This window comes from Leeia speluncae, from assembly GCF_020564625.1.
Classification (GTDB): domain Bacteria; phylum Pseudomonadota; class Gammaproteobacteria; order Burkholderiales; family Leeiaceae; genus Leeia; species Leeia speluncae.
On record NZ_JAJBZT010000010.1, the window covers coordinates 1 to 24,592 of the forward strand.

A 24,592-nucleotide genomic window follows, 5' to 3' on the forward strand; every position below is an offset into this window, starting at 1 on the left:
TGGCAGCATGACCGTGACCTTAGCCGTTACAAACGGCACGCTGACGGTAAGCGGTGGTAGTGCGTCTATCAGTGGCACGGGTACAGGCACCGTGACATTGACCGGCACAGTAGCTCAAATCAATGCGACGTTGGCAGCGAATGTTACCTATGTACCGACAAAAGATTTCAACGGTACAGCCACCTTAACCATGACCACCAGTGACAATGGTAATACGGGTTCAGGTGGTACGTTGACTGATGTAGATACGGTCTCTATTGCAGTGAATCCAGTTAATGACGCGCCAGTAGTAACTAGCACGTCTGCAACGGTTTCTGAAGAAGGTTTGGCAGGTGGAAACCCAGATACAACGGGCAACCCAACAGATGCCACAAATTCGGCGACCGCCTCAGGGACGATGTCGATTATCGATGTCGATAGTACCGTTACCATTAGCTTGGCTGCGCCAACTCAGACCATTACCTCTGGTGGAGTGGCTCTGACCTGGTCCGGCGTAGGAACTGGTACGCTAGTCGGTTCGGCTAACGGTGTAGAAGTAATGCGTGTAGCAGTAAGTAGTAGTGGTAGTTATACCGTAACGATGTCAAAAGCAATTGATCATACAACAGGCAATGGTGAGAACATTTCCTCATTTAGTGTTGGTGTGACCGCAAGTGATGGTTCTTTGTCATCTACAGGTACATTGACTGTGAATGTCGAAGATGACTCGCCATATGCAGTTGCATCAAGCAATACTGTTTCTCTACCTGTTCAGAATACTAATATTATGTTGATTCTGGATGTGTCTGGGTCAATGGCAGGTACTCGTCTGCAGATTATGAAAGATTCAATCACTGAGTTATTGAATCAATACGATAATCTAGGGGATGTGATGGTTCGGATTGTAACCTTCTCAACCTCCGCAGCGGAACAAGATGCGACATGGGTAACTGTTGCTAGAGCTAAAGAAATAGTGAATGGACTGACCGCTAATGGTACAACTAACTACGATGCAGCATTGATTGCAGCTCAATCAGCATTCACAGATGCTGGCAAAATTGCAGGTGCAAACAATGTTTCATACTTCCTTACTGATGGTTCGCCAAATGGGAACACCGACTGGGACGGTAGTTCTGGCCCGTTGACTAGCGCAGATGGTATTCAAGCGGGTGAAGAGGCAATTTGGCAATCCTTTTTGATTGCTAACAGCATCAACTCTTTTGCTTATGGGATGGGAACAGGTGCATCACAGGCTAATATGAATCCTATTGCCTATAATGGTGCGACTTCAACTAATACCTCATCAGTTGTTGTTGCCGATATTAGTCAGTTGCCACCAATTTTGCGTGATTCAATCTTGACTGCAACCTCAGGCTCACTAACTAGTTCAGGTACACTTGGTGATGGGGCTTCTATTGGTGCTGATGGCGGCCGCATGGTGAGCATTGTTATTGATGGCACAACCTACAACTACGATGGAACATCAACGGGCACCGTTCGTGGTACATATGATTCTGCTACCCATGTTTGGACAATTGGTACGCTTGCCGGTGGTAAAGTAACTTCAACAAGTAATGGTGGTAAGTTTATTGTCGATATGGATACCGGTGCTTATACGTATACGCCGCCAGTTTCTACAACCGCAAACTTTACTGAGGCAATTAGTTATTCACTAGTAGATAACGATGGAGATAGTGCAAGTTCAACATTGTCTATTAACGTCACACCACCAACCGAAGTTACTCTTGTCAGTACTAGCAGTACGATAACAGGCGTGAATATGGGGCTGAGTGGTGAATATTACGGTTATAACGAAACACGTGATGGCACTGCCTCTGATCCTAAGTATGCTTCGTCGACATCGACTGTGCGTTTGCATTCAGATGATGGAAGCGCAGATGCTGGCACTGCAAATAACGTCGATCGCCTAGCTGATGTTGAAGCTATTATCGAAGGTCGCGCTGGCAATACAAACTTGATTAACAATGCGATTATTGCACCCGCTTCTGCATCGGATGCTACATTTAGTACGAATAAGCTAGAGTTTGGTTTAAATAGTGGTTCTAACACACCACTATTTAGTAATGATCTTGGCCAAAATGGCAGAGTTGAAAGTGGTACTATCACCGCTTCTTCAGGTGGAAATACAAATAACTTGTACACCTTCCTGAAGGTTAGCAGTGGTAATGTGGACAGTCTTGCTGCGACAAGTGGCTTGGGTGATACCACCGATGCCATTATTCGCATGGTGGGTTATATCTACATTCCAACTAGCGGATCTTATGATATTCGTATCACAGCGGATGATGGTTATCGCTTGTTGATTGGTGGTCAAAACGTTGCTGAGGTGGATTACATTCAATCTACTGCTGTCACGGTCTTTTCCGGCAAAACGATTTCTGAAGGATTGCTGCCATTAGAATTACTCTATTGGGATCAAGGTGGTCACGCTTCTTTACGTGTCGAAATCAAACCAACTGGTTCAGCAGATACTGCCTATACCGTGATTGGTACCGATCAGTATGCGCTGTTCTCTCCAAGTGATGTACCGACTTTGGCTGCCAATCAGGATATTGTTGAGACTTCTACCAATGGCGTGTATGCAATTCGTACGGGTGCTACTTATACAGGCACAGATACTGCCGAAAAAGTCACTGGAACAGATGGAAAAGACTATATAGATGGTGGAAATGGGAATGACATCCTTTCTGGTGGGGCAGGTTCCGATACGTTGATTGGCGGTGGTGGCAAGGATACGCTGACAGGCGGACTCGGTTCCGATACCTTTGTATGGCATTTATCTGATAAAGGATCTGTCGGTTCTGCTACCGTGGATACCATTACTGATTTTGATACAGCAAGTAAAGCACTTGGGGGAGATATTCTCGATCTTAAAGACCTACTGCAAGGTGAGAACCACACAACAGGTACAGGTAACTTAACAAGCTACCTACACTTCGAGAAATCAGGTTCTGACACGATTATTCATGTGAGCAGTAGTGGTGGATTTGCTTCAGGATTTAACGCAACTGCGGATGACCAGAAGATTGTGTTATCGGGTGTTGATTTAACTAGTGGAAGCACATTAACAGATACCGCTATCATTCAAGACCTGCTGAACAAAGGTAAATTGAATACCGATTAATCCTTTTTAAGTAGGTCACGTAAACCCCTATATAGCAATATATAGGGGTTTTTCTTTGCGTGATGTTTAGCAATCGGTAAGATGTATTCATCAACCAATTAAATAGTCGGGCATGCTGTGAACCTGAAGCATTTATTTTATTTTTGGAAAGTTGCGCATCATGGAGGGGTGATCCGTGCGGCAGAAGCGATCCATATGACGCCGCAAACCCTCAGTGGTCAAATCAAACTATTAGAAGATTCCTTAGGTATTGCACTATTTGAGCGAGAAGGTCGTTCGATGGTGTTGACAGATGCTGGCCGTCTTGCGATGCAATACGCAGATGAATTGTTTGCGCTGGGCGCAGAACTAGAACAGGTGTTAAAGCATTATCCGAAAGACCAAGTGACTGATTTTCGCGTAGGCGTAGCGGATATTGTGCCTAAAAACTTGGTTTATCAGTTATTAAAGCCAGCAATGGCGATTGGTGATTCGGTCAGATTAGTTTGTCGAGAAGGGCCGCTCACTACCTTACTGACTGATTTGGCTACCCATAAATTAGATTTGGTTATCTCAGATGAGCCCTTGCCGGCTAGAGTTGAGGTGAATGCTTATAGCCATCCCCTTATTGAGTCCGGCATCAGTTTTATTGCCCATGAAAAGATGCTGGCGGGTAAAGAGGTACATTTCCCAAATATTCTTGGGGATCTACCTATATTCATGCCGAGCGAACACGCGACACTAGGTAGAAAACTTCGTGAATGGTTTGATCAACAGCATATTCGCCCCAACATTATTGGTGTATTCGATGATACCGCGTTAATGAATGCCTTCGGTCAAGAGGGCGGTGGGGTATTTCCAATTCATAGCGTCATGGAGAAAGAGTATTTGCAGATGCCTAGTATGCGTTTATTGGGACGAACGAATTTTAACTTAACGTATTTTGCTTTGTCTGTAGAGCGGAAGATTCGCCACCCTTGTGTATTGGCGATGACAAGCCACTTAAATGCGGTGACCTAAAAGAAAATAGCCCCAGCTAATTAAATAACTGGGGCTTTAAAAACGTCAGGACGGGAAGACCTGACGCGAAGCAGCTAGTAAGGAGTTTCGATTAGTTAGTTTGTTGAATACCAGCCAACAACCAACCAGAGTTTCCATTTGAAGCGCGAACCAAGTGCCATACTTCATCAATTGGATCTGCAGCAGCATTTTTATCTTCGCGGACTAGGCCGGTAAAGCGCACGCTGGCCACTTGGCGGTTATTTTCTTGGATCACTTCCAAGATTTCCGCTTCAATATTCAGCACATCTGTTGTTTGTGCTGCACCTTTACGGTCTGCAATATCCATTTTGATTTCGGCAAACATTTCAGGCGTCGTGAACTCACGAATATCATCTAAATTACCAGCATCATTTGCTGCTTGTAGGCGGATAAAGTGCACCTTCGCGCTACGCACAAATCCATCTGTATCAAATCCTGCTGGTACTGATGGGGTAAAGCTATTTGATGCAGTAGAACCGTATGGTTGAGCAGATTGATCAAATGTCGCTTGTTGGTTGCGGTATTGGTTTTGAGCATAGTTACCACCCATACCAGCCATTGCCGGTTGTTGAGAGGCTGCTTTTCTTCGCATGAAGAAACCAATTACCATCATGATCGCAAAGCCAATTAAGACCATCATCATGATTGAAGCCATTTCTTCACCAAAGCCAAAGTGTGAAGCCAACGCTGCCAAACCGAGACCGGCTGCCAAACCTGCGATGGGACCAAGCCAAGATCGCTTTTGAGGTTGTGCGGCAGCGGCTGCACCTGGTCTTGCTGCATTATTTGCCATGGGACTTTGCATCGGTTTAGATGGCGCATCGATATTGCGTTGCATACCCGAAGAACGACCACTTCCTAGACGCTTTGCTTCTGCATCTTGGCTGACAAAGGCAAAACCCAGTGTCAGCACGATTGCTAACATGGATAAAAATTTCATGATTCGTCTCCTTCAAAAGACATTAAAGTCATGAAACGAATACTAGACGAATTTTTTTGTAAATAAAAACAGTATTATTTTTATAATTTATCAGAAAAAATCGAACAATTGATGCTTGTTCTGAATCTGATTAATTAACTAGCGTACCGTTAGATGGAACGATGAACTTCGTCTCTAATGACACGTTTTACCTCATTCATCATTTCAAGCACTGCGGGTGAGGGGAGTGATTGTTTTCTGGAGGTAATCCCGATAGAACGCTGCGTATTGTCTAGATCTATCGGCAATGCTTCTACTAACTGGTCTTTGATTTCATAAAAAAGCTGGAAGGGGGAAATAGCGGTGATTAAATCGGTACTTGCTAATAGGTATCTTAAAATCGCTAAATCGCCAGACTCAATTGCGGGTTGAGGCGGTGTTAACCCTTTTTGCAGAAATGCTTTAGTTAGTACTTGCCTAGCAGGTGAATCTTGTCTTGGTAAAATCCACTGCTGGTTAGACAAAGTGGCTAGATCTATTTGATTTTTCTGCGTGAGGGGATGATTGGCTCGGCAAAAAATAGAAACCTGATCCATAAATAAGTGCTCTATCTGAAATTCACTTTGTTCAGCCTTTCCGCGTACGGCACCAATAATGAAGTCGATATCGCCAGACTTTAAACCTTTCGCTAGTTCATCGTATGGGCTTTCTAAGGTCTTCACTTGAATATCAGGATGGGTAATGAGCAACTGACTAATTGCTTTTGGCAAAATCCTGGTCCGGCACAGGGGAAGGGCGCCAATAATCACGGTGCCTTTTAGCGCACCTGCTAATGCGGATAATTCAGTCTTTAAATGGCGAATTTCTGCGCTAATGCGTTTGGCGCGGATGAGGAGTTTTTCTCCGGCCGTATTGGGAATCAGCCCATGCGCCATTCTTTCGAATAAATGAATCCCCAAATATTCTTCCATTCTGCTTAATGACATCGAAACACCAGAACGGCTGAGCGCTAGTTGCTTTCCTGCTTCTGATAGTGATTGATGTTCCGCAATACTCGCAAATACTTGCAGTTTTCTGCCCGCTAATAAAAAAGCACTAAGGTGTTTTTCTTCTTTTGCGGGACGGCAAATTGGCCCCAATTCTTCACAAGCAATTTTTAGCTCCATCAATATTCGGCGACTTCGTTCCTGCACGGCTTCGCCAAAGTGGTTCATTAGCATGCCGTGCGGTAGTCGATCAAATAGGGTGAAACCTAATGTCTCTTCGAGTAAGGCGATGGATCTCGTTAAGGCTGAAGGTGCTTTAAATAGAAATTCTGATGCCCTAGATACACCTTTTTGTTCGGCAACCGCCATGAAAGCAGGAATATTTCTGAGAATTTCATCATCCAATTTCTGTTCCTTTGAAATTGTTAGCACATTAATTAAATTGATTGTGACTTTATATGTTTGATTTTAAATGAATTTGTAAATTCTCATAACTATATGTTCACAAAATTAGAATGATAGGGCACGAAGTTATAACACGGAGGGGAGTTTTAAGAATTAGTATTCACAAAACACAAAGAGGGGATGACATGAAAACAGTCGGCAATGACTTATACGCAGTGAGATGTACATGGATGCGCGGTGGCACATCGAAAGCTGCTTTTTTTCATGCATCTGATTTACCGACAGATCCTGCGCAAAGAGATCAGTTATTACTTGCTGCAATGGGTACGGATGCGCTGCAGCGTGATGGGATTGGCGGCGGACAACCGCTCACTACAAAAATCGCCATTATTTCTTCATCTGTACAGCCCGAAGCCGATGTGGACTACCTATTTGGCCAAGTTGTGCTTGGGGAACATCGCATCGATTATTCACCTACCTGCGGCAATATTCTTTCAGCGGTTGCACCATTTGCGATAGAAGCAGGTTTAGTTGACATCGCGGGGGAAGAAACTGCTGTTCGCATTTATATGGTGAATACCAAAAGCTTTTGTGTAGCAAAAGTAAATACCGCGCAACAGAGAGTGAATTATTTAGGTGTTACCGCGATTAGTGGTGTGCCAGGTACGGGTGCTGCGGTGGAATTGGTTTTTTCCGATGTGGCAGGCTCTTCATGCGGGAGTTTATATCCTACTGGTAATCACTTAGATGAGTTTGATGGCGTTGGGGTTACCTGCATCGACAACGGCATGCCTGTAGTGGTGATGAAAGCGGCAGACTTAGGCGTTAGTGGCTATGAAACGCCTGCAGAGCTAGATGCCAATGCTTTACTAAAGTCTCGGATTGAATCTATCCGATTGCAAGCAGGCGCCAAAATGAACTTGGGCGATGTAACAAATAAAGTCGTCCCCAAAATGACCTTAATCGCTGCCGCAAAAGAGGGTGGTGTGATTTCGACGAGGACATTTATCCCTAAAAAATGCCATGACGCCATTGGTGTTTTGGGCGCAGCCTCAGTTGCTACCGCTTGCCATCATGAAGGGACTATTTGTGCAGAGTTTCTTCAATCTAATTCGTCCGATGGAAATGGGGTTTATTCCATTGAACATCCGACCGGTGAATTCACGATCAGAATCATCGATCAACCTAATCAGCCGATGCAGGTGGCGTTAATCAGAACGGCGCGACCGCTATTTACTGGTTCAGTACTGATACCCAAAAACGACTAATACGGATTTTTACATCCGAAGTACTGACTTTTTCTTTGCCCACTTTTAATGTTGCAACTTGAGGAGACAATAATATGCAACAAAATGCATTAGATGTGCGTGAGTACATCAATGGACAAAAAATGTCCAAATATCAATGGTGGCTTGTGGTTCTCTGCTTCTTGATTGTGGCAGTGGATGGTATGGATGTTGCGATTATGGGCTTTATTGCCCCGAGCATTACAGCAGCATGGCACATTTCAAAAACTGCTTTTGGTGTAGTAATGGGCGCGGCCCCGTTAGGCTTAGCTGTAGGTGCAATTTTTGCTGGTTCTTCTTCTGATTGGATTGGGCGCCGCAAAGTCTTAATTTTGGCTGTTCTAGGATTTGGTATTGCAACGTTGGCGACGGCGTACGCACAAAACCCGCATCAAATGGCGATTCTTCGCTTTATTACTGGGCTAGCATTAGGCGCGGCAATGCCGAATGCAACGACCTTGCTATCTGAATATGTGCCAGAAAAACGGCGTTCATTTCTAATTGCTACCATGTTTACAGGGTTCAATTTAGGCTCTGCAATGATCGGTTTTGTAGCTGCTTATTTAGTACCTCGCCATAACTGGGAAAGTGTACTGGTTTTTGGTGGTGTTTTACCGCTGATTCTTGTACCTGTTATGTTGTTCTCGCTTCCAGAGTCTGCAAGATACCTAGTGGTCAAAGGTGCTGCTGTAGATCGTATTAGAGAAGTACTAACCAAAGTATGCCAAGCAGACTTTTCAAACTGGACAAGCTTTGTTTCAAATGAAAAAGTCGTGGCAAAACAACCAATTACTGTGCTATTTGCTAGCGGTTATGCCTTCCGCACCATTTGCCTATGGGTAACCTATTTCATGGGTTTGTTGGTGATTTATCTGTCTACTGGTTGGTTGCCAACCATTATGAAAGACTCTGGTCTATCTATCGAACGTGCTTCTACACTGACCGCGATGTTCCAATTGGGCGGTACTTTAGGTGGTGTGTTAGTTGGCTTGGCAATGGATAAATTCCGCCCTAACAAAGTGATCAGCACCAGTTATGTGCTAGGTGGTGTGTCGTTGATCATGCTAGGCGCAGCCGGTCTGAATTCTCCAATTATGATACCGGTGATTCTGTTAGCAGGTTTCTGCTTAAGTGGTGCGCAAACGGGATTGAATGCGTATGCACCAGGTTGCTATCCAACCATGGCACGTGCAACAGGTGTGAGCTGGATGCTGGGGATTGGTCGTTTAGGCAGTATTTTAGGTTCTTCAATTGGTGGTGTGTTACTGAGCTTTGGATGGGATTTCCAAATGATCTTCGTCGCACTGGCTGTACCCGCAACCTGCGCAGGTTTAGCAATTTACATTAATAATAAAAAATCAACAGCTAGCTTTTAAGTCTTCACTTATTAGTTGCTGCTAGCAATTCAAAAGGAAACGTCATGGCTCGAATCATTGGTGGCATTGCATGCTCTCATACTCCAACGATTGGTTTTGCGGTAGATAAACAAAAACAAAATGACCCAGTATGGGCACCAATTTTTGAAGCATTTCAGCCCATCCGTCAGTGGCTAGATGAGAAAAAACCAGATGCTTTGTTTGTTATTTATAACGACCATGTCACCTCTTTTTTCTTTGATCACTATTCTGCGTTTACCTTGGGGGTCGATAACACTTACCCAGTAGCAGATGAAGGTGGCGGGGCGAGAGATTTGCCGCCAGTGAAAGGGCATGACGCATTAGCAAGACATATTGGCGCGAGTTTGATGGCTGCCGAATTTGATATGTCTTTTTTCAGAGATAAAGCACTTGATCATGGCTGCTTGTCCCCATTATCGATGATCAATAATGGCAATACTGATTGGGATTTTCCGATTGTGCCGTTGGCCGTTGGGGTGTTGCAGTTCCCTGTACCTAGTGCTGCGCGCTGCTTAAAACTTGGCCGTGCACTACGTGATGCGATTGAGAGCTTTCCAGAAGATATGTCGGTGGCGATTGTAGCTACCGGGGGCTTATCTCATCAGGTACATGGAGCGCGTGCCGGATTCAATAACACAAAATGGGATTTGGATTTCTTATCACTATTTGAAAATGACCCGGAAGCACTGACCCGTCTGACATTGGCGGACTACGCTGAGTTGGGTGGGATGGAAGGCGCGGAAATCATCATGTGGTTGATTATGCGTGGCGCTTTATCCTCTCAAGTGAAGAAGATTCATCAGCAATATTATTTACCTTCGATGACCGGGATTGCCACGGCAATCTACGAAAACCTCGCAGTGCCATTACCGAAAAACCGCACCCAAGATCTCAATTACAAGATGGAACGAGAGCTTGCTGGGGTGGGAGATTTAGAAGGTACGCATCCATTTACGCTGGCGCAAAGCCATAAAACATACCGACTCAATAAATACCTTCGCAACATGATTGTTCCGGCGCATCGCGAGATGTTCTTGGCCGATCCGGAAGCCTCATTTGAGCAGCATGGCTTAACGGAAGAAGAGAAAGACATGCTGCGCAGACGAGATTGGGATGCACTAATTCGCTATGGCGCAATTTTCTTTGGCTTAGAAAAGTTGGGGGCAGTTGTTGGTGTTTCTAACTTACATATCTACGCGGCGATGAAGGGGATGTCTTTAGAGGCTTTCCAAGCTACTAGACAAGCCCCGAATGCGTTGTATTCCGTGGCCGGAAAAGACGAAGGTAAAACAGACTGGAACAAAGGGAAGTAAAGATGATTATTGATATCCATGGTCACTATACGACCGCACCAAAAGCACTAGAAGAGTGGCGTAAGAAGCAAGTTGATAACTTAGCGACGCCAGAATTAGGCCCAAAAGCTTCTGAACTAAAAATTAGTGATGATGAGCTTCGCGAAAGTATTGAAACAAACCAGCTTCGTTTAATGAAGGAGCGCGGTGCAGATCTGACTGTATTTAGCCCGCGTGCGAGCTTTATGGCGCATCACATTGGTGATTTTCAAGTTAGCTCGACTTGGTCTGCGATTTGTAATGAGCTTTGCTACCGGGTGGCGGAATTATTCCCAGAGAACTTTATTGGTGCTGCCATGCTGCCGCAAAGCCCGGGAGTAGATCCAGCAAGTGTTATTCCAGAACTAGACAAGTGTATTAAAGACTATGGTTTTGTGGCGATTAACTTAAATCCAGATCCATCTGGTGGCCACTGGAATAGCCCGCCACTGTCTGACAAACATTGGTATCCCGTGTATGAAAAAATGGTGGAGTACGATATTCCCGCCATGATTCATGTATCTACCAGTTGTAATTGCGCCTTCCATACAACGGGCGCGCACTACCTGAATGCTGATACCACCGCATTTATGCAGTGTTTGACTTCCCGTTTGTTTGAAGATTTCCCGACATTAAAGTTTGTGATTCCACATGGTGGTGGCGCGGTGCCTTACCACTGGGGCCGTTTCCGTGGTTTGGCGCAAGAAATGAAATTGCCAACGCTGGATAAACACCTGTTGGAAAACATTTACTTTGATACCTGCGTGTATCACCAACCAGGTATTGACCTGCTGACCCATGTGATTCCGGTGAAGAACGTGCTATTTGCTTCCGAGATGATTGGTGCGGTTCGAGGTATTGACCCTGAAACAGGTCATTACTATGACGATACCAAGCGCTATATCGAGGCTTCTAACTTATCTGCAGAAGACAAGGCAATGGTCTACGAGGGGAATGCACGACGTGTGTACCCATTGTTAGATAAAAAACTGAAATCACAAGGTAGATAAGGAATCATCATGAGTGCATTTAACGAGCTAGGCGTGGTCTACCGCCAAATTGAACGGGCAGATAAAGAAGCCGTGGCTGCTTTGTCTCGATTTGGTGTGGCGACAATTCATGAGGCAATGGGTCGTGTTGGACTGATGAAGTCTTATATGCGTCCTGTGTACAATGGCGCCAAATTTTGTGGTACAGCAGTGACTATTTTGTTGCAGCCGGGAGATAACTGGATGATGCACGTTGCTGCAGAACAGTTGCAACCGGGCGATGTAGCGATTGCCGCGTGTACAACCGATAATACCGATGGCTTTTTTGGCGATTTGCTAGCAACCAGCTTTCAATCTCGAGGTGCGGTTGGTTTAGTAATTGATGGCGGTGTGCGCGATGTAGACGAGTTGGAGAAAATGAATTTCCCCGTCTTTAGCAAAGCCGTGAATGCGAAGGGTACTGTAAAGGCAACCTTGGGTTCAGTGAATATCCCTGTGGTTTGTGCTGGCGCTGTGGTCAACCCGGGTGATGTGGTGATTGGTGACGCAGATGGGGTAGTTGTGGTACCTGCCGCTAAGGCCATGGAAGTTGCCCAAGCGGCGGAAAAGCGTGAAAACCTAGAAACTGAAAAACGAGCAATCTTAGCGAGTGGCACACTGGGGCTTGACCTTTATAAAATGCGCGAACCACTTGCTAAACAAGGTCTAAGATACATTGATTAAATGAGTGAACCTGTAGTTACCCGATCTAACCCGCACCAGAACATGATTATGTATCTGGTAGCGGGTGCTTTTTTTATGGAAAACCTAGACGCCACCGTACTGGTGACGGCGATTCCCGCCATGGCAAAAGCTTTTCATGTCACTGCGTTTGATATGAATATTGGTATTACGGCTTATCTGGTGGTGCTTACTTTATTGATTCCTGCGAGTGGCTGGATTGCAGATCGCTTTGGCACTAGACGTGTCTTTTTTACTTCTATTGGTTTATTTACGCTCGCTTCTGCCTGTTGTGCGATGGCACCTTCATTAACGTGGTTTGCGATTTTTCGCGGACTGCAAGGTGCGGCTGGCGCATTGATGGTGCCTGTTGGGCGGTTGGCGGTATTAAAAAACACTCCAAAAGAACAATTATTGCGGGCAACCGCCATGATTACTTGGCCTGGTTTAGTTGCACCGGTCATTGGCCCGCCTTTAGGCGGCTTGATTGTGCAATATATCCATTGGGAGTGGATTTTTTATCTCAATATTCCGCTTGGTATTGTCTTTATTTGTTTAATCTTTCGATTTTTCCCAGATACCCACACACCACATGAAAAGGGGTTTGATCTCTCCGGATTTTTGCTTTCCTGTGGATTTAATGTAGGGCTAATTTATAGTTTAGATGCAATTGCTGAGTTATCGCATTGGCCGACAGCAATTGCTTCTGTCTTGCTAACCGCTTGGTTTTTGTGGGCGTTTATTCGGCATTGTCAGAACAAAACGCATGCCATCATTAATTGGCAAATTCTACAGCATCCAACCTATCGCTTAGTGGTAACGGGCGGGACATTATTTAGAATCTCGCTAAACGCTGCGCCATTTTTATTTCCACTGATCTTGCAATTAGGGATGGGGATTTCGCCATTCCAGTCTGGCTTACTGATGCTAGTCATGTTTGGCGGAAACTTGTTAATGAAATCTCTCATCCGTGTGCTAGTCAGAAAGTTTGGTTTTCGCCCCTTACTACTTGGTGGGGTGGCCGTCAGCATTGGCATTTATCAGTTAATGGCATGGATTGGTGTAAATGCTTCAATGGCGGTCATTGTGCTGATTTTATTTGGCTATGGTATTTCACGATCGGTTGGCTATACCGTGTTAAGTACCTTGGCTTTTTCCGACGTAGATGATCACCACATGACGGATGCGAACACCTTACTCAATATGCTGCTTCGATTATCGAATGGGGTAGGGGTAGCATTTACTGCGCTGGTATTAAAATTATCTGTTTTTGCACACCCTAATGGTGGCCACTTATTTGCCTACCAAATGGCATTAGTTGCACTTTCTTTACTAGGTGTTTTCGCGCTAGTCTTGTTACGGAAGGTAGATAAAACGGCAGGGGAAGGGATTGTGGTCTAAAGAGAATAATGCGACATCTTTAGACCACCTACTTAGATCAATTAGCCTATTTTTCGGTGCGAGGTAACCAAGGTGAGGTTGGTGTTCCCATCCAGCGACTATTGGCTGGTAAGGTTTCCCCTTTCATTACTAAGCTTAATGGGCCTAAAACAACATCATTACCCACTTTTGCATCGTACAAGATGGTACCTCTAGGGTGCACGGTTGTCCCCTTACCAATATGCACGTTGCCAATTTTCATAATACGGTCTTCAAATAAATGCGTTTGCGGGCCGGTTAAAGCATTCATTTCAACGTTATCGCCAATATATGCACAATCAAATTCAGTGATGTCCGTTGTGTCTAGATAGGTCCCTTTTCCAATTTTCGCGCCCATTAATCTTAATGCCCAAGGCAAAAATGGCGTGCCCCGAAGGAAGTTCACAAAATTCGGTACGGCAATCGATTCGTACAAGTTAGTGACAGCTTCACTGGTCCAGACAAACATGGTCCACATTGGTGCTGCTTTGGGTTCGTAGCGACCAATAAATAGCCACTTCAATACCCAAATAATGACAAAGCACAACGCCCCATATAACGCACCATCTATCGCCAAATGCGTACATAGTTTTACCCACGCTTCTTCTTCTACAATCGGAAGAAGATCTAACACGATCAGATATCCGGCACAGATCGTTAAGGCTTGCGGAAGCACAATCCTTGCTGCTTCGATAATGCCCCTACCCACACGACGTTTCCAAGAAGGGGAGAAGGTTAGTTCATCTGAAAAACCAAATAGTGACTCTCTTGCCGGTAACCGTAGAGAAGGAGAGCCCATCCAAGTATCCCCAGGACGAATAGCTTGTTGATTTGGAATGGTAGATTGCACACCAATTAATACTTCAGGGGGCAATACCGTTCCATCAGGGATATATGCACCATTACCTACAAACGTTCTATCCCCAACTACCGTGTGATTGATGCTCATCCAGCCCGCATTAATTTCATCATCACCCAGCATTACTGCATCAGCAATGAAGGCATCTTTGCCCAGTGTAAGCATATCTGGCACAACGCCCATGGCTGTAGAAACCTCTGTTCCTTTGCCAATTTTCGCGCCAAGTAGACGATACCAAGTCGGCGCATACAGCGTGGCATAAATACCATGCAACACAAATAGACTTGCCTCTTGAATCTGGTTAGTTAACCATTTGCGGTAATAAAGCGAGCCATGCACCGGCCAGCTAGAGGGGGATAATCTCGGAAGCACTGTCCAGCGAATCGCCGATGAAACCAAGGCGGTAATCACCACCAGCAGCAAACAAGCAGGAATAGACACTAAAAAGTAGATAATTCCCACCCAAATTGGTGAGCTTAGTTGCTCTTGAATATGTAACCACTGAAAGTCAATCCAATCGACCAACACAAAGGTTGGGAAAATAGGAATAAAAAAGACGACTGCCATTAGTAGCGCACCTAAAATGTAGAAAAGGTGTCTTAGTAGATGGTCTTTTTGCTGCGCTAATGGTCGTTTAGGATAGGTCGACATATCTACTGCGCCTACCAATTTTGCAGGTGCGCCTTGATAGCGCTGTTTGGCTTGTAATGTTTCCCCAGATGGCACGGCAGATAAGCCTTCTACATGGCAAAGCGTTTCTAACTTGGTATTCGTACTCAAAACCGCGTAAGAGCCAATATAGGACGATTCGGCTAGGTGAATCGTGCCAACCTCTAGTTCACCATTTTCAATATGCGCATTTTCTAGGTTGACCGATGACCCAATACTGACCTTATCTTCTATTGTTAGCAGACTGGGCGCACGAATCGTGACAGAACCAATCACCACTTGCTCACCAATTTTTGCGCCCATTGCTCGTAGATAAAGGGGGTAGAGTGATGAACCAGAAATTAAGTGAACAGGGATAACTTCGGTGAGTCGATTTGATAACCACCATCTGAAATATCCAATCCCCCAAAGCGGGTATTTGCCGGGTTTTAGATGTCCCTGTAAGGCACGAACACCTAATACAGGAAGAATAAAACTGAGTATGACGCCTAGTAAAAAGACTCCCACGGAGATCAGCATCGCATTGACCATGCTGTCACCTTCATCACCAGTGAGCATGTGATAGGTCACAAAGGGGGCTAACCAACTTAATATCCGGAAAGCCACCAGTACCGGAATCGCCACTAACTGTGCTACCCCGCAACGTAACCTTCTCCACGTGCTATTAAAAAGATTAGGTGCTTTTGTCGTGATGCTTTGCTTTTGGTTGTGTAGCGCGACAAGATGCATTTTTTCTGCAATTTTGCCGATGCTACGCAATTGGTAAATATCTTGAACGGTGATGGTTTCAAAAAGAGGATGTGCGCGTAACTCTGACACCATTCTTGCCGCTAAAAGCGAATGCCCACCCATATCATCAAAAAAATCAGCTGATAATCGAATAGGATGGCCCGGAAATAGCTTTTTGAGGGTGTCGAAAATAACCTGTTCAGTTTCATTCTGTGGCTGGTCTTCATCTTCGGATAATAATCCGCTCAGCGTAATTTCTTTGGCTTTTAAAACTTTGCGATCGATTTTTCCAGAAGTCAGGCGCGGTACTTCTGCTAGATACTCATAAAAAGCAGGCACCATATAGACAGGTAAGCGTTGCTTTAAATGCTGCCGGAGTTCACTAATGCTAGGTGGCGTATCTTCTTCCGATGCGATAAAGGCAACTAGTTGATCCATGCCGTTGATGGCTTTTAAAATTACTGCTGCTGTGCCAATGCCCGGAATATCACAAAGTGCGGCTTCAATTTCACCTAATTCAACACGAAATCCACGGATTTTGATTTGATCATCCGCGCGACCTAAACACTGCACCGAGCCATCTTCATTAATAATGGCTAAATCCCCGGTTTTATAGAGTCTTTCTTCATCTGGTCTAGTCGCATACGGATTACGAATAAACTTTTCAGCCGTTAAGTCTGCTCTGCCTAGATAGCCATCAGATACCCCTGGGCCAAAAATACAGAGTTCGCCGGTTTGACCTGCAGGCAAGGCTTCGCCTTGTTCATTCATGACTAATAAGCCATAGTTTGGCAACGGTGTACCAATAGTGACAGGTTGTCCTTTTACCAAACTTGCCAAGCTAGCAGAGACAGTCGCCTCAGTTGGCCCATAAGTATTAAACATTTGACGATTTGGCGTCCACCAGCGCTCCACCACCGACTCTGGGCACATTTCGCCACCCAAATTAATGAGGCGAAGGTTAGGTACATCTTCAGCAAATAAAGCAAGCAGGGTAGGGACTGCGTGTAAAACGGTGATTTGATTTTCGCGTAGCGCAGTAGGTAGTGCTTGAGGATCTGCAATCAGCGACTTAGGCGCAATCCACAGCGTGGCACCGACTAAATAGCTAATCCAAATTTCTTCGAAGGACATATCAAAAGCAACAGAAAAGCCCTGATAGACTTTGTCTCCTTCTGTAATGCCTAGCTGATGGTTTTCGGAGCGGAGAAAGTGAGAAATACTCCCTTGGTTGATGCAAATCCCTTTCGGTTTACCTGTCGAACCAGAGGTATAAATCACGTAAGCAGGCATGGTATGTGTATGCCCGCAACGCTTTAATAATGGAGGATGACTATTTTCACATAGGGCTTGATAAGACCAAGCGGGGATTTGTGTGCCTGCTGGCAATTCAAAGTCTGTGATAATCCCCACTGCTTTTGCGTCATCAATGCAAATCTCTACCCGATCGGCGGGTAAATCTGCGTCCATCGGTAACCAAGCTGCCCCGGCTTTTGCAATGCCTAATTGTGCGACTAATAATGAAATTCCCCGATGCATCCATAAGCCAACCATGGCACCAGAAACCACTCCGCGTTGGATGAGGTGATGCGCGACGATATCTGCTTTTGCATTGAGTTCTGCGTAAGTAAGCGATTCATTTTCAAAAATCAGCGCAGTTTTGTTTGGTAAACGTTTCGCCGTCGCTTCAAATAAATCTGGCAGCGTTTCATTTTTGAGTAGCTCAGGCAGGTAAGGGCCCTGGAGCAAGGTGTATTCAGATTTAGTCACGTCTGTTAACTGCTTTCAATTGGAATGATATTGTTTGAGGCTTGCCTATTAGTCTGATTTTTTAGGCTATTTTGGCCGAAGGTACGGACTATCTATCTGGTGTATTGCCCTACAGGTAGTCATCCCAAACAGTCAAACGTTTACAACTTGTTATGTAGTGTTAACGCATGGAGTAAGAACGAGACGACAACTGATATTTGAATAATTCAATTTGATATGTAGAAATGAGCGATAATAGGACGTATTGAATGTTGGGTTTGGGTGTTTGGAATATGGCGCAAGAAAAAAAACAAGTAGAGCAGCATGAGTTAGGTGAGCGCTGTATGGACCATATTCATTCCATCATGCACTTGTACCGGTCTAAACAGTATGCGCTATTAAAAGACCAAGCTTTCGAACTAAGCCACATGGAATTTAAGGCATTAAATTACTTTTGGTATCATCCAAATACCACGCAAAAAGACCTAGTCAAACATTCTGGCAGAGATAAATCACAGTTAGCTAGGTTAATCACCGGTCTAAAAGACAAGGGCTTGGTGCTTACGACCACAGACCCAGAAGATCGTCGGGTGGTGAGGATTTCTTTATCGCCAGAAGGCGAGCAGATTCACGAAGAAGTAAAACAATTAGGCAAATCGCTGTCAATGCAGGCAGTTGCAGGGTTGTCCGTGCAAGAATCCCAAACGTTACAGCAGCTGCTATCTAAAATCAGATCTAATTTGACGGACTAAGAACATCCTGTTCGTGTGCTTTCTTTTGTAATGACAAAAATCTAGATACAACTTGTTACAAACTATTAGTTGACTATATCAACAATTAGATTAAAATGTTGATATAGTCAACTAATAAAGGAAAGACCATGTTCTTCACAGGAAAACAAAGAGGGATTAATCGTGTTCGTCGTGAAATCGTACTAAGGGATGTGAACGTCGCGGCACTAGATTGGAAGGGACCTAGCTTACTCTACGTGACCTTCAAAGGTGAGGCGCTGACGACATTCGAATCGGATTCGTTTGATGATCATATCAAGTTCATTTTTACAGATGCATCAGGGCAGCAGTTTAAAAGAGATTACACACCAATTTTGATGAATAAAGCCGCTGGCGAACTGGTGATTGCGTTTGCAGTTCATGCCGGGGGCAAAGCATCGGATTGGGCAACCAGTGCAAAAATTGGCGACAGTGCCATTATTGCTGGTCCGAAAGGCTCTATGGTGATCCCGATGGATTATGACTGGCATTTCTTAGTGGGGGATGAGTCGTCTTTCCCTGCGATTGAGAGACGCTTAAAAGAGCTTCCTGCTGGTATGCCTACGAAAGTGTTGTTGAAAATTGAAAATGCGCAATCCAGAGAAGAAATTGCAAAAGAGCATAGCCATATTCAGTTTGTGTCAGATAACGCTGGGTTAATAAATGCTTTACAAGCCGCTCACTTGCCAAGTGGCGAGGGTTTTGTCTGGTGCGCTGGTGAATCGAATGCAATGAAAAAAGCGAGAGATATTCTGATTCACGAAAAGAATCATCCTAAGTCAGATATGAAAGTAGCTGCTTATTGGAAAGTTGGTGAAGCGGATTTTCATGATCGCTTAGTGTAAACAAACATTCGCGGATCTTTCCTATACGACTTTCACTAGATAAGCCTCTTAAATGGGGCTTTTTTTATTTTTAGTGAAATAGTTTGAGTTGGTATTAGCCATTCATTTGTAAACAAATCGTAAGAAAGTTATAAGGCAACCATAAGATGCCTCGAAAGATGTAAAAAACGCTGTGAATGAATTGATCCGTATTAAATAGCCCAGTAGGCTACAACGAATGATTCGATAGTCTGATTAAAAAAGCGTTGAAAATGTATTTTCAAAAATGAAATGCGTTTTCTGCTAAAGAGAGAAAGTATGCTGAAGAAAAAATGGATGGTGAGTGTAAGTATGGCGATGTTGCCTTTCATCGTGTCTGCAGCCGAGACTCATCCACCACTTAGCGCAACGATGCAGAAGTATGAAGCAGCTAATCAAGCAGGGGATGATTCGACCGCCCTTAATTTATTGTTAGAAGCCGCCTCTGATAAAGATCCAGAAGGTCTGACAAGATTGGGCGAGGCGTACTTGCATGCGCGTTATGGTGAATTAGACGAACAACGCGCATTTAGCTATTTTCAAATGGCTGCCAATGTAAATAGCCCAAGAGGTATGACCAATCTGGGCATTATGTATTTGAATGGTGTGGCAACAGCGAAAGATGTAAAAACCGCGAGAGCGTGGTTTGAAAAAGCGAGTGCCGCCGGTGATATGAAGGCCCCGCGGTACCTTGGCCTTATTGAGGAAAATGGCTGGGGTGTCCCAGTTAATTATACAAAAGCAGCAAAGTACTACCAAATGGCAGCAGATAAAGGCGATATCTCTAGTCAGTATTACCTTGGACAATTATATGAAAAAGGTAAAGGCGTTAAAAAAGATGAGCAACAAGCCGTTGCGCTTTATTTAAAATCTGCCGCTCGCGGAGATGAGATTGCACTGCCAGCCATTTTGGCTTTAGGTAATGTCTATGAGCAAGGCATTGGCGTGACAAAGGACGTGAATCAAGCGCTTAGCTGGTATAAAAAGGCTGCTGAGCTAGGTAGCGAATTGGCGAGAGAAAAAGTTTCAGCCATTCAATTCCCAAATCATCCCGAATTAATGAATATGACTGCCATTGTGAAAGTCATGGGAGATGGTCAAAAGGTCAGCGCGGTTGCTCTAGAGTACGCCAAAACGGTTGATCCAAAGTCACTTGATGTTCGTGATTATCAAGTGCCGAACCGTGAAGTGACGCGTATTTATACTAACGAATTACCAGAAGTAAGTACGACAAGCAAAGCAGGTCGGTTTGTCATTATCGAACTCAAAACGGTGGTCGATAATAAAAATGCCGAAATGGGTGGCGGCCCAGCTCAGCCAACTACTAGTGCAAATACTTCGACAAAGAGTGAGCCTCCGGCTGGTGGTGGTGGACCTCAACTTGGACAAGTATCTGATAAACCAGCCAAAGTCGCACCATTAGCGGTTAGTGTGCTACAAACCGGTGAAATTAAAGTAGGGGATAATCAAACCATTTCACCTTCTGCTGAAGTGCTAACTAGTAACCTATCTCAAAGCCCTGACACGCAAGATTTTCAGCAAATGGTGTTTTACGATGAGCAATACCGAAAATCGCTGATGTTTAATTTGTACATCCCAAAACATTACGATCCGAAGAAAAAATACCCGCTGGTTTTGTTTATGCATGATGCGGGGGCCGTCAGCAATAACCCCATAGAAACACTCACTCAAGGCACCGGTGCGGTGGTCTGGGCATCGCCAGAAGAGCAGGCTAAACATGAAAGTTTTGTTTTAGCGCCGCAGTTTAATAAGGTGATTGCGGGGGACTCATCTAAAACTACCGACGACATGGATATTGCCGTTAACCTACTTAAATCCTTGCTCAAAACCTATAGCATTGATGAAAGCCGTCTATACAATACGGGGCAATCCATGGGGGGGATGACGTCCATTGCAATGAACATCAAATACCCTGATTTATTTGCGGCATCTTATCTGGTTGCCTGCCAATGGGAACCAACTTTGACGGCAGTCATGGCCAAAAAGCCAATGTGGATTGTCGTTTCAGAGGGGGACACCAAAGCCAAACCGGGAATGGATGCCATTACGACTGTACTAAAAAATAATGGTGCAACCATAGCCAAAGCTAATTGGAATGCAGAGGGGGACGTAAACTATCTTGCCTCTCAGGTGGAAGCGATGCGCCAGCAAGGAAAGTCGATTAATTTCACGACGTTTAATGGTGGAAACCATCGCTATACATGGTTTTACGCCTATTCGATCCCCGGTATTCGTGATTGGTTGTTTGAACAACATAAGTAGGTTGCCCTGAATCAAAATCCTGCTAAATTAAGCGGGATTTTGATTGGATGGACCAGCTAAGCACATCGCTTAGTTTCGACGTTTAAGCCAAAATCCGAAAATAGCAAACACCAGAGCAGGTAAGAAGTAGAAATACACCCAATTGTGTTCGCTTGCATTTCGGCCTTTTAGCACGTAGACATCTAGTGATTCCAATTGAAGATTTTCTAATTTTTGTAGATCAAGCGAGGGAGCTACTCTGCCTGCGCTCGTCATATAGACTTGCTCTCCTACTAAAAGCTTATCAATCGTGTCACCTGCCTTAAGGTCTTTCTCAAAAAGGCCTGGACCTACTTTTCCGTTATCGGTCCAAAATGTCCAAAAACTTAGTGCAACAGCACCATCTTGTTTGGCGTGCCCTTTAACATGTAGCAGCACCCGACCTGCTTCGGTTGCTTCTAGGGGCATGCTTTGCAATTGCCAATTGCCCATCCTTGTTTTTTTGATGCCAAATTCAGAGCGACCATTTTTTACCATCTCGTCAATTTCATCCCCATTGAGATGAAACTGCATGGCCAGCACTTTTCCGTACTTTTTGCTTAATTCATCTGGCGTCAGTTCGGTATCTGGTTTGCGATTACAGGCAGTGATAAATAGCAAAGTGCAGAGAATGAGAAGCAGTGGTTTGGCAATGTTAGGCATGATAGAAAACGCAAAATGATTAGAGAATTGACATAAATTGAAATGTCATGCGGAATCTATCATGCGTGTTAAAAGATGTTAAGTACTTACTTTTTAGTAAGTAGTAAATTTCAGAAGAAAATCTTTAAATTGCTTCCTTAGAATGCAAAACACCTCACATGGCGTGAGGTGTCGCAGTGCTGCTAACTGAGGGCTTAGGAAATTACAGCGCGGTACGCAAGCGCCACAGTTCTGGAAATAGCACCACATCGAGCATTTTCTTTAGGTAACTAGCGCCTTCTGTGCCGCCCGTGCCGCGTTTAAAGCCAATGACACGTTCTACCGTGGTTAAATGGCGGAAACGCCATAGACGGAAAGCATCTTCCATATCTACAAATTTTTCGGCTAGTTGGTAGAGTTCCCAGTTAGCTTGCGGGTCTTTGTACACTGCTAGCCATGCTGCCTCTACGGATTCATTGTATTGCGTGGGTTCTGCCCAATCTTTATTGAGACGGCTTTCTTCAATAAAGAACCCTTTTTTCGCTAATAGTTTGATGGCTTCATCGTATAAAGATGGCGCGACTAATGCGGCTTCTACGCGCATTAGCAATTCATCTCTATGAGCATGCGGTTTTAGCATGGCCGGGTTTTTGTTACCTAAAATAAACTCGATTTCCCGATATTGGTAAGACTGAAAACCAGATGACTTCCCCAAGTATGGACGCATTGCGGTGTATTCTGGTGGCGTCATGGTGGCGAGCACGTTCCAGGCCTGGACGAGTTGCTCCATGATGCGTGATACACGCGCCAGCATTTTAAAGGCTTCTGGCAGGCGCTCTTCCATCACACAGCTGCGAGCTGCATGCAATTCATGCAACATCAGTTTCATCCAGAGTTCACTGGTTTGATGCTGGACGATAAACAGCATTTCGTTGTGATCTGGTGATAACGGATGCTGCGCAGTCAGAATTTGGTCTAAGGCCAAATAATCACCGTAACTCATGTCCTTGCTGAAGTTTAATTCTGCGCCGTGCCACTGTCCGTTAGTTGGGGTAGGGGTTGTCATCTGGTTCTCCAAGTATTGCTTTGTGTATTTTTATCTGGTGGTTAAAGATTAAGTCACGGCACCACGGCGGTGAAATTGTGGCTGATCCCAACGACGGGTATCCAAGATATCTTTCAGAATACGAACGGACTCCCACACATCAACAAAACTGGTGTAGAGCGGGGTAAAGCCAAAGCGCATATTCCGCGGTTCACGATAATCAGGAATCACACCTTGATCGATTAATGCCTGAACGACCGCAAACCCTTCTGGATGTTCGTAGCTTACTTGGCTGCCACGGTAGTTTGCGTCCGTAGGGGTAATGAGGGTAAGCGGATGATCAGCACATTCTTGCTTAACCAACTCGATAAAGAGGCTGGTTAAAGCGAGTGACTTGGCACGAATCGCTTGCATATCGGTATTTGCAAAGGTGTTTAAGCCACATTCCACCAGCGATAGCGAGGTAATCGGCTGTGTGCCACACAAATAACGACTAATGCCTTTTTGTGGTTCATAGCCCGGCTCCATCGCAAATGGGCGTGCATGGCCCCACCAGCCAGATAATGGTTGCCAGAATTGATTTTGATGAACTGGGTTTACCCATAAAAATGCGGGTGAGCCTGGACCACCATTTAGATACTTATATGTACATCCCACGGCATAGTCAGCATTTGCGCCGACTAGATCTACCGGTACTGCGCCGGCAGAATGGGCAAGGTCCCACACCGTTAACGCACCACGCTCATGTACTAGGGCGGTGGTTTCTTTCATGTTGTACATGTAGCCAGTTTGGTAGTTCACATGCGTGAGCATCACAACAGAGACATCATCAGTTAACGCTGTTGGCAGCTCTTCTGGGCTATCAATTAAACGCAATTCAAAAGCAGGCGCGCCATGAGCCATTAATTGCTCGGTTAAGCCTTGCGCAATATATAGATCTGTCGGGAAGTTTCTGCGTTCAGACACAATCACCCGACGGGTAGGCGCATTGGCCGCTTGCTGGCGAAGGGCTGCCGCTAGCACTTTGTAAAGGTTGATTGATGTCGTATCGGTAACGACAACTTGGTCTTCACCTGCACCAATCAGCCTCGCGAGTTTATTACCTAAACGCTGTGGCAAATCAAACCAACTAGCCGTGTTCCAGCTGCGAATTAACCCTACGCCCCATTCATAAGAGACAACTTCGCTTGCACGCGCTAAGGCAGCTTTGGGTTGTGCGCCCAATGAGTTGCCATCTAGATAAATGACACCTTCTGGTAACGCAAACTGATCTCTTGCGGCAGCTAATGGATCTTGGCGGTCTTTTTCTTGGCAGTCTTGCAAGGTAATCGACATGCAGGGTTTCCTTTGGAGTTTGTTTTTATTGGGT

17 protein-coding genes are annotated in these 24,592 nt (G+C 44.9%); 11 read left to right on the forward strand and 6 right to left on the reverse strand.

Annotated features, from left to right (window positions below; translation table 11 throughout):
* Positions 1-3,124, forward strand: a 3,124-nt coding sequence (locus LIN78_RS14955; RefSeq protein WP_227181665.1) for a type I secretion C-terminal target domain-containing protein, incomplete at its 5' end; no start/stop codon positions are given.
* Positions 3,125-3,241: 117 nt separating this feature from the next.
* Entirely contained in the window at positions 3,242-4,123 is an 882-nt protein-coding gene (gene nhaR, locus LIN78_RS14960; protein WP_227181666.1) for a transcriptional activator NhaR, read from the forward strand.
* Positions 4,124-4,214: 91 nt separating this feature from the next.
* Here the strand turns inward: nhaR and LIN78_RS14965 are convergent, their stop codons facing one another.
* Positions 4,215-5,084 carry a Tim44 domain-containing protein gene (locus LIN78_RS14965; RefSeq protein ID WP_227181667.1) on the reverse strand — a complete coding sequence of 290 codons (870 nt, stop codon included), beginning with the start codon at positions 5,082-5,084 and terminating at the stop codon, positions 4,215-4,217.
* A 149-nt stretch (positions 5,085-5,233) separates the two neighbouring features.
* A complete protein-coding gene (locus LIN78_RS14970) occupies positions 5,234-6,454 on the reverse strand; it encodes a LysR family transcriptional regulator (RefSeq protein WP_227181668.1) in 1,221 nt (406 codons plus the stop codon).
* A 185-nt stretch (positions 6,455-6,639) separates the two neighbouring features.
* Between LIN78_RS14970 and LIN78_RS14975 the strand changes: the two genes are divergently transcribed.
* The 6 genes from LIN78_RS14975 to LIN78_RS15000 all read left to right on the forward strand — a co-directional run bounded on the left by LIN78_RS14975 (position 6,640) and on the right by LIN78_RS15000 (position 13,578).
* A complete protein-coding gene (locus LIN78_RS14975; RefSeq protein ID WP_227181669.1) occupies positions 6,640-7,722 on the forward strand; it encodes a 4-oxalomesaconate tautomerase in 1,083 nt (360 codons plus the stop codon).
* Between the two features lie 74 nt (positions 7,723-7,796).
* Positions 7,797-9,116, forward strand: coding sequence for an MFS transporter (locus LIN78_RS14980; protein WP_227181670.1), 1,320 nt, complete (start codon positions 7,797-7,799; stop codon positions 9,114-9,116).
* Positions 9,117-9,160: 44 nt separating this feature from the next.
* On the forward strand, positions 9,161-10,450 hold the full coding sequence (locus LIN78_RS14985; RefSeq protein ID WP_227181671.1) for a gallate dioxygenase: 1,290 nt from the start codon (positions 9,161-9,163) through the stop codon (positions 10,448-10,450).
* A 2-nt stretch (positions 10,451-10,452) separates the two neighbouring features.
* Complete coding sequence (locus tag LIN78_RS14990) at positions 10,453-11,478, forward strand: amidohydrolase family protein (protein ID WP_227181672.1); 1,026 nt, start codon at positions 10,453-10,455, stop codon at positions 11,476-11,478.
* A 9-nt stretch (positions 11,479-11,487) separates the two neighbouring features.
* Complete coding sequence (gene ligK, locus LIN78_RS14995; RefSeq protein ID WP_227181673.1) at positions 11,488-12,180, forward strand: 4-carboxy-4-hydroxy-2-oxoadipate aldolase/oxaloacetate decarboxylase; 693 nt, start codon at positions 11,488-11,490, stop codon at positions 12,178-12,180.
* Positions 12,181-13,578: an MFS transporter gene (locus LIN78_RS15000; RefSeq protein WP_227181674.1), complete on the forward strand. Its 1,398-nt coding sequence runs from the start codon at positions 12,181-12,183 to the stop codon at positions 13,576-13,578.
* A 46-nt stretch (positions 13,579-13,624) separates the two neighbouring features.
* Here LIN78_RS15000 and LIN78_RS15005 read toward each other — a convergent pair whose 3' ends face one another.
* A complete protein-coding gene (locus tag LIN78_RS15005; RefSeq protein WP_227181675.1) occupies positions 13,625-17,623 on the reverse strand; it encodes a Pls/PosA family non-ribosomal peptide synthetase in 3,999 nt (1,332 codons plus the stop codon).
* Between the two features lie 272 nt (positions 17,624-17,895).
* Between LIN78_RS15005 and LIN78_RS15010 the strand changes: the two genes are divergently transcribed.
* From LIN78_RS15010 to LIN78_RS15020, 3 genes are all read left to right on the forward strand, one after another.
* Positions 17,896-18,354: a MarR family winged helix-turn-helix transcriptional regulator gene (locus tag LIN78_RS15010; RefSeq protein ID WP_227181676.1), complete on the forward strand. Its 459-nt coding sequence runs from the start codon at positions 17,896-17,898 to the stop codon at positions 18,352-18,354.
* 128 nt (positions 18,355-18,482) lie between these two features.
* Positions 18,483-19,217 (forward strand): siderophore-interacting protein, encoded by a 735-nt coding sequence (locus LIN78_RS15015; RefSeq protein WP_227181677.1) that lies wholly within the window; start codon positions 18,483-18,485, stop codon positions 19,215-19,217.
* A 297-nt stretch (positions 19,218-19,514) separates the two neighbouring features.
* The gene (locus LIN78_RS15020; protein WP_227181678.1) at positions 19,515-21,518 is read left to right on the forward strand and encodes an alpha/beta hydrolase-fold protein; all 2,004 of its coding nucleotides are present in this window, start codon (positions 19,515-19,517) and stop codon (positions 21,516-21,518) included.
* 69 nt (positions 21,519-21,587) lie between these two features.
* Here LIN78_RS15020 and LIN78_RS15025 read toward each other — a convergent pair whose 3' ends face one another.
* The 3 genes from LIN78_RS15025 to kynU form a co-directional block, all read right to left on the reverse strand.
* On the reverse strand, positions 21,588-22,199 hold the full coding sequence (locus LIN78_RS15025; protein ID WP_227181679.1) for a hypothetical protein: 612 nt from the start codon (positions 22,197-22,199) through the stop codon (positions 21,588-21,590).
* A 202-nt stretch (positions 22,200-22,401) separates the two neighbouring features.
* Positions 22,402-23,244, reverse strand: coding sequence for a tryptophan 2,3-dioxygenase (gene kynA, locus LIN78_RS15030; RefSeq protein ID WP_227181680.1), 843 nt, complete (start codon positions 23,242-23,244; stop codon positions 22,402-22,404).
* 48 nt (positions 23,245-23,292) lie between these two features.
* On the reverse strand, positions 23,293-24,558 hold the full coding sequence (gene kynU, locus LIN78_RS15035) for a kynureninase (RefSeq protein ID WP_227181681.1): 1,266 nt from the start codon (positions 24,556-24,558) through the stop codon (positions 23,293-23,295).
* Between the last annotated feature and the right edge of the window lie 34 nt (positions 24,559-24,592).

Bases quoted from the DNA above. Each gene is read 5' to 3' on its own strand.
- LIN78_RS14965 (WP_227181667.1), bottom strand. From the start codon at position 5,084: ATGAAATTTTTATCCATGTTAGCAATCGTGCTGACACTGGGTTTTGCC.
- LIN78_RS14975 (WP_227181669.1), top strand. From the start codon at position 6,640: ATGAAAACAGTCGGCAATGACTTATACGCAGTGAGATGTACATGGATG.
- LIN78_RS14980 (WP_227181670.1), top strand. From the start codon at position 7,797: ATGCAACAAAATGCATTAGATGTGCGTGAGTACATCAATGGACAAAAA.
- LIN78_RS14985 (WP_227181671.1), top strand. From the start codon at position 9,161: ATGGCTCGAATCATTGGTGGCATTGCATGCTCTCATACTCCAACGATT.
- LIN78_RS14990 (WP_227181672.1), top strand. From the start codon at position 10,453: ATGATTATTGATATCCATGGTCACTATACGACCGCACCAAAAGCACTA.
- ligK (WP_227181673.1), top strand. From the start codon at position 11,488: ATGAGTGCATTTAACGAGCTAGGCGTGGTCTACCGCCAAATTGAACGG.
- LIN78_RS15000 (WP_227181674.1), top strand. From the start codon at position 12,181: ATGAGTGAACCTGTAGTTACCCGATCTAACCCGCACCAGAACATGATT.
- LIN78_RS15010 (WP_227181676.1), top strand. From the start codon at position 17,896: ATGGCGCAAGAAAAAAAACAAGTAGAGCAGCATGAGTTAGGTGAGCGC.
- LIN78_RS15015 (WP_227181677.1), top strand. From the start codon at position 18,483: ATGTTCTTCACAGGAAAACAAAGAGGGATTAATCGTGTTCGTCGTGAA.
- LIN78_RS15020 (WP_227181678.1), top strand. From the start codon at position 19,515: ATGCTGAAGAAAAAATGGATGGTGAGTGTAAGTATGGCGATGTTGCCT.
- LIN78_RS15025 (WP_227181679.1), bottom strand. From the start codon at position 22,199: ATGCCTAACATTGCCAAACCACTGCTTCTCATTCTCTGCACTTTGCTA.
- kynA (WP_227181680.1), bottom strand. From the start codon at position 23,244: ATGACAACCCCTACCCCAACTAACGGACAGTGGCACGGCGCAGAATTA.
- kynU (WP_227181681.1), bottom strand. From the start codon at position 24,558: ATGTCGATTACCTTGCAAGACTGCCAAGAAAAAGACCGCCAAGATCCA.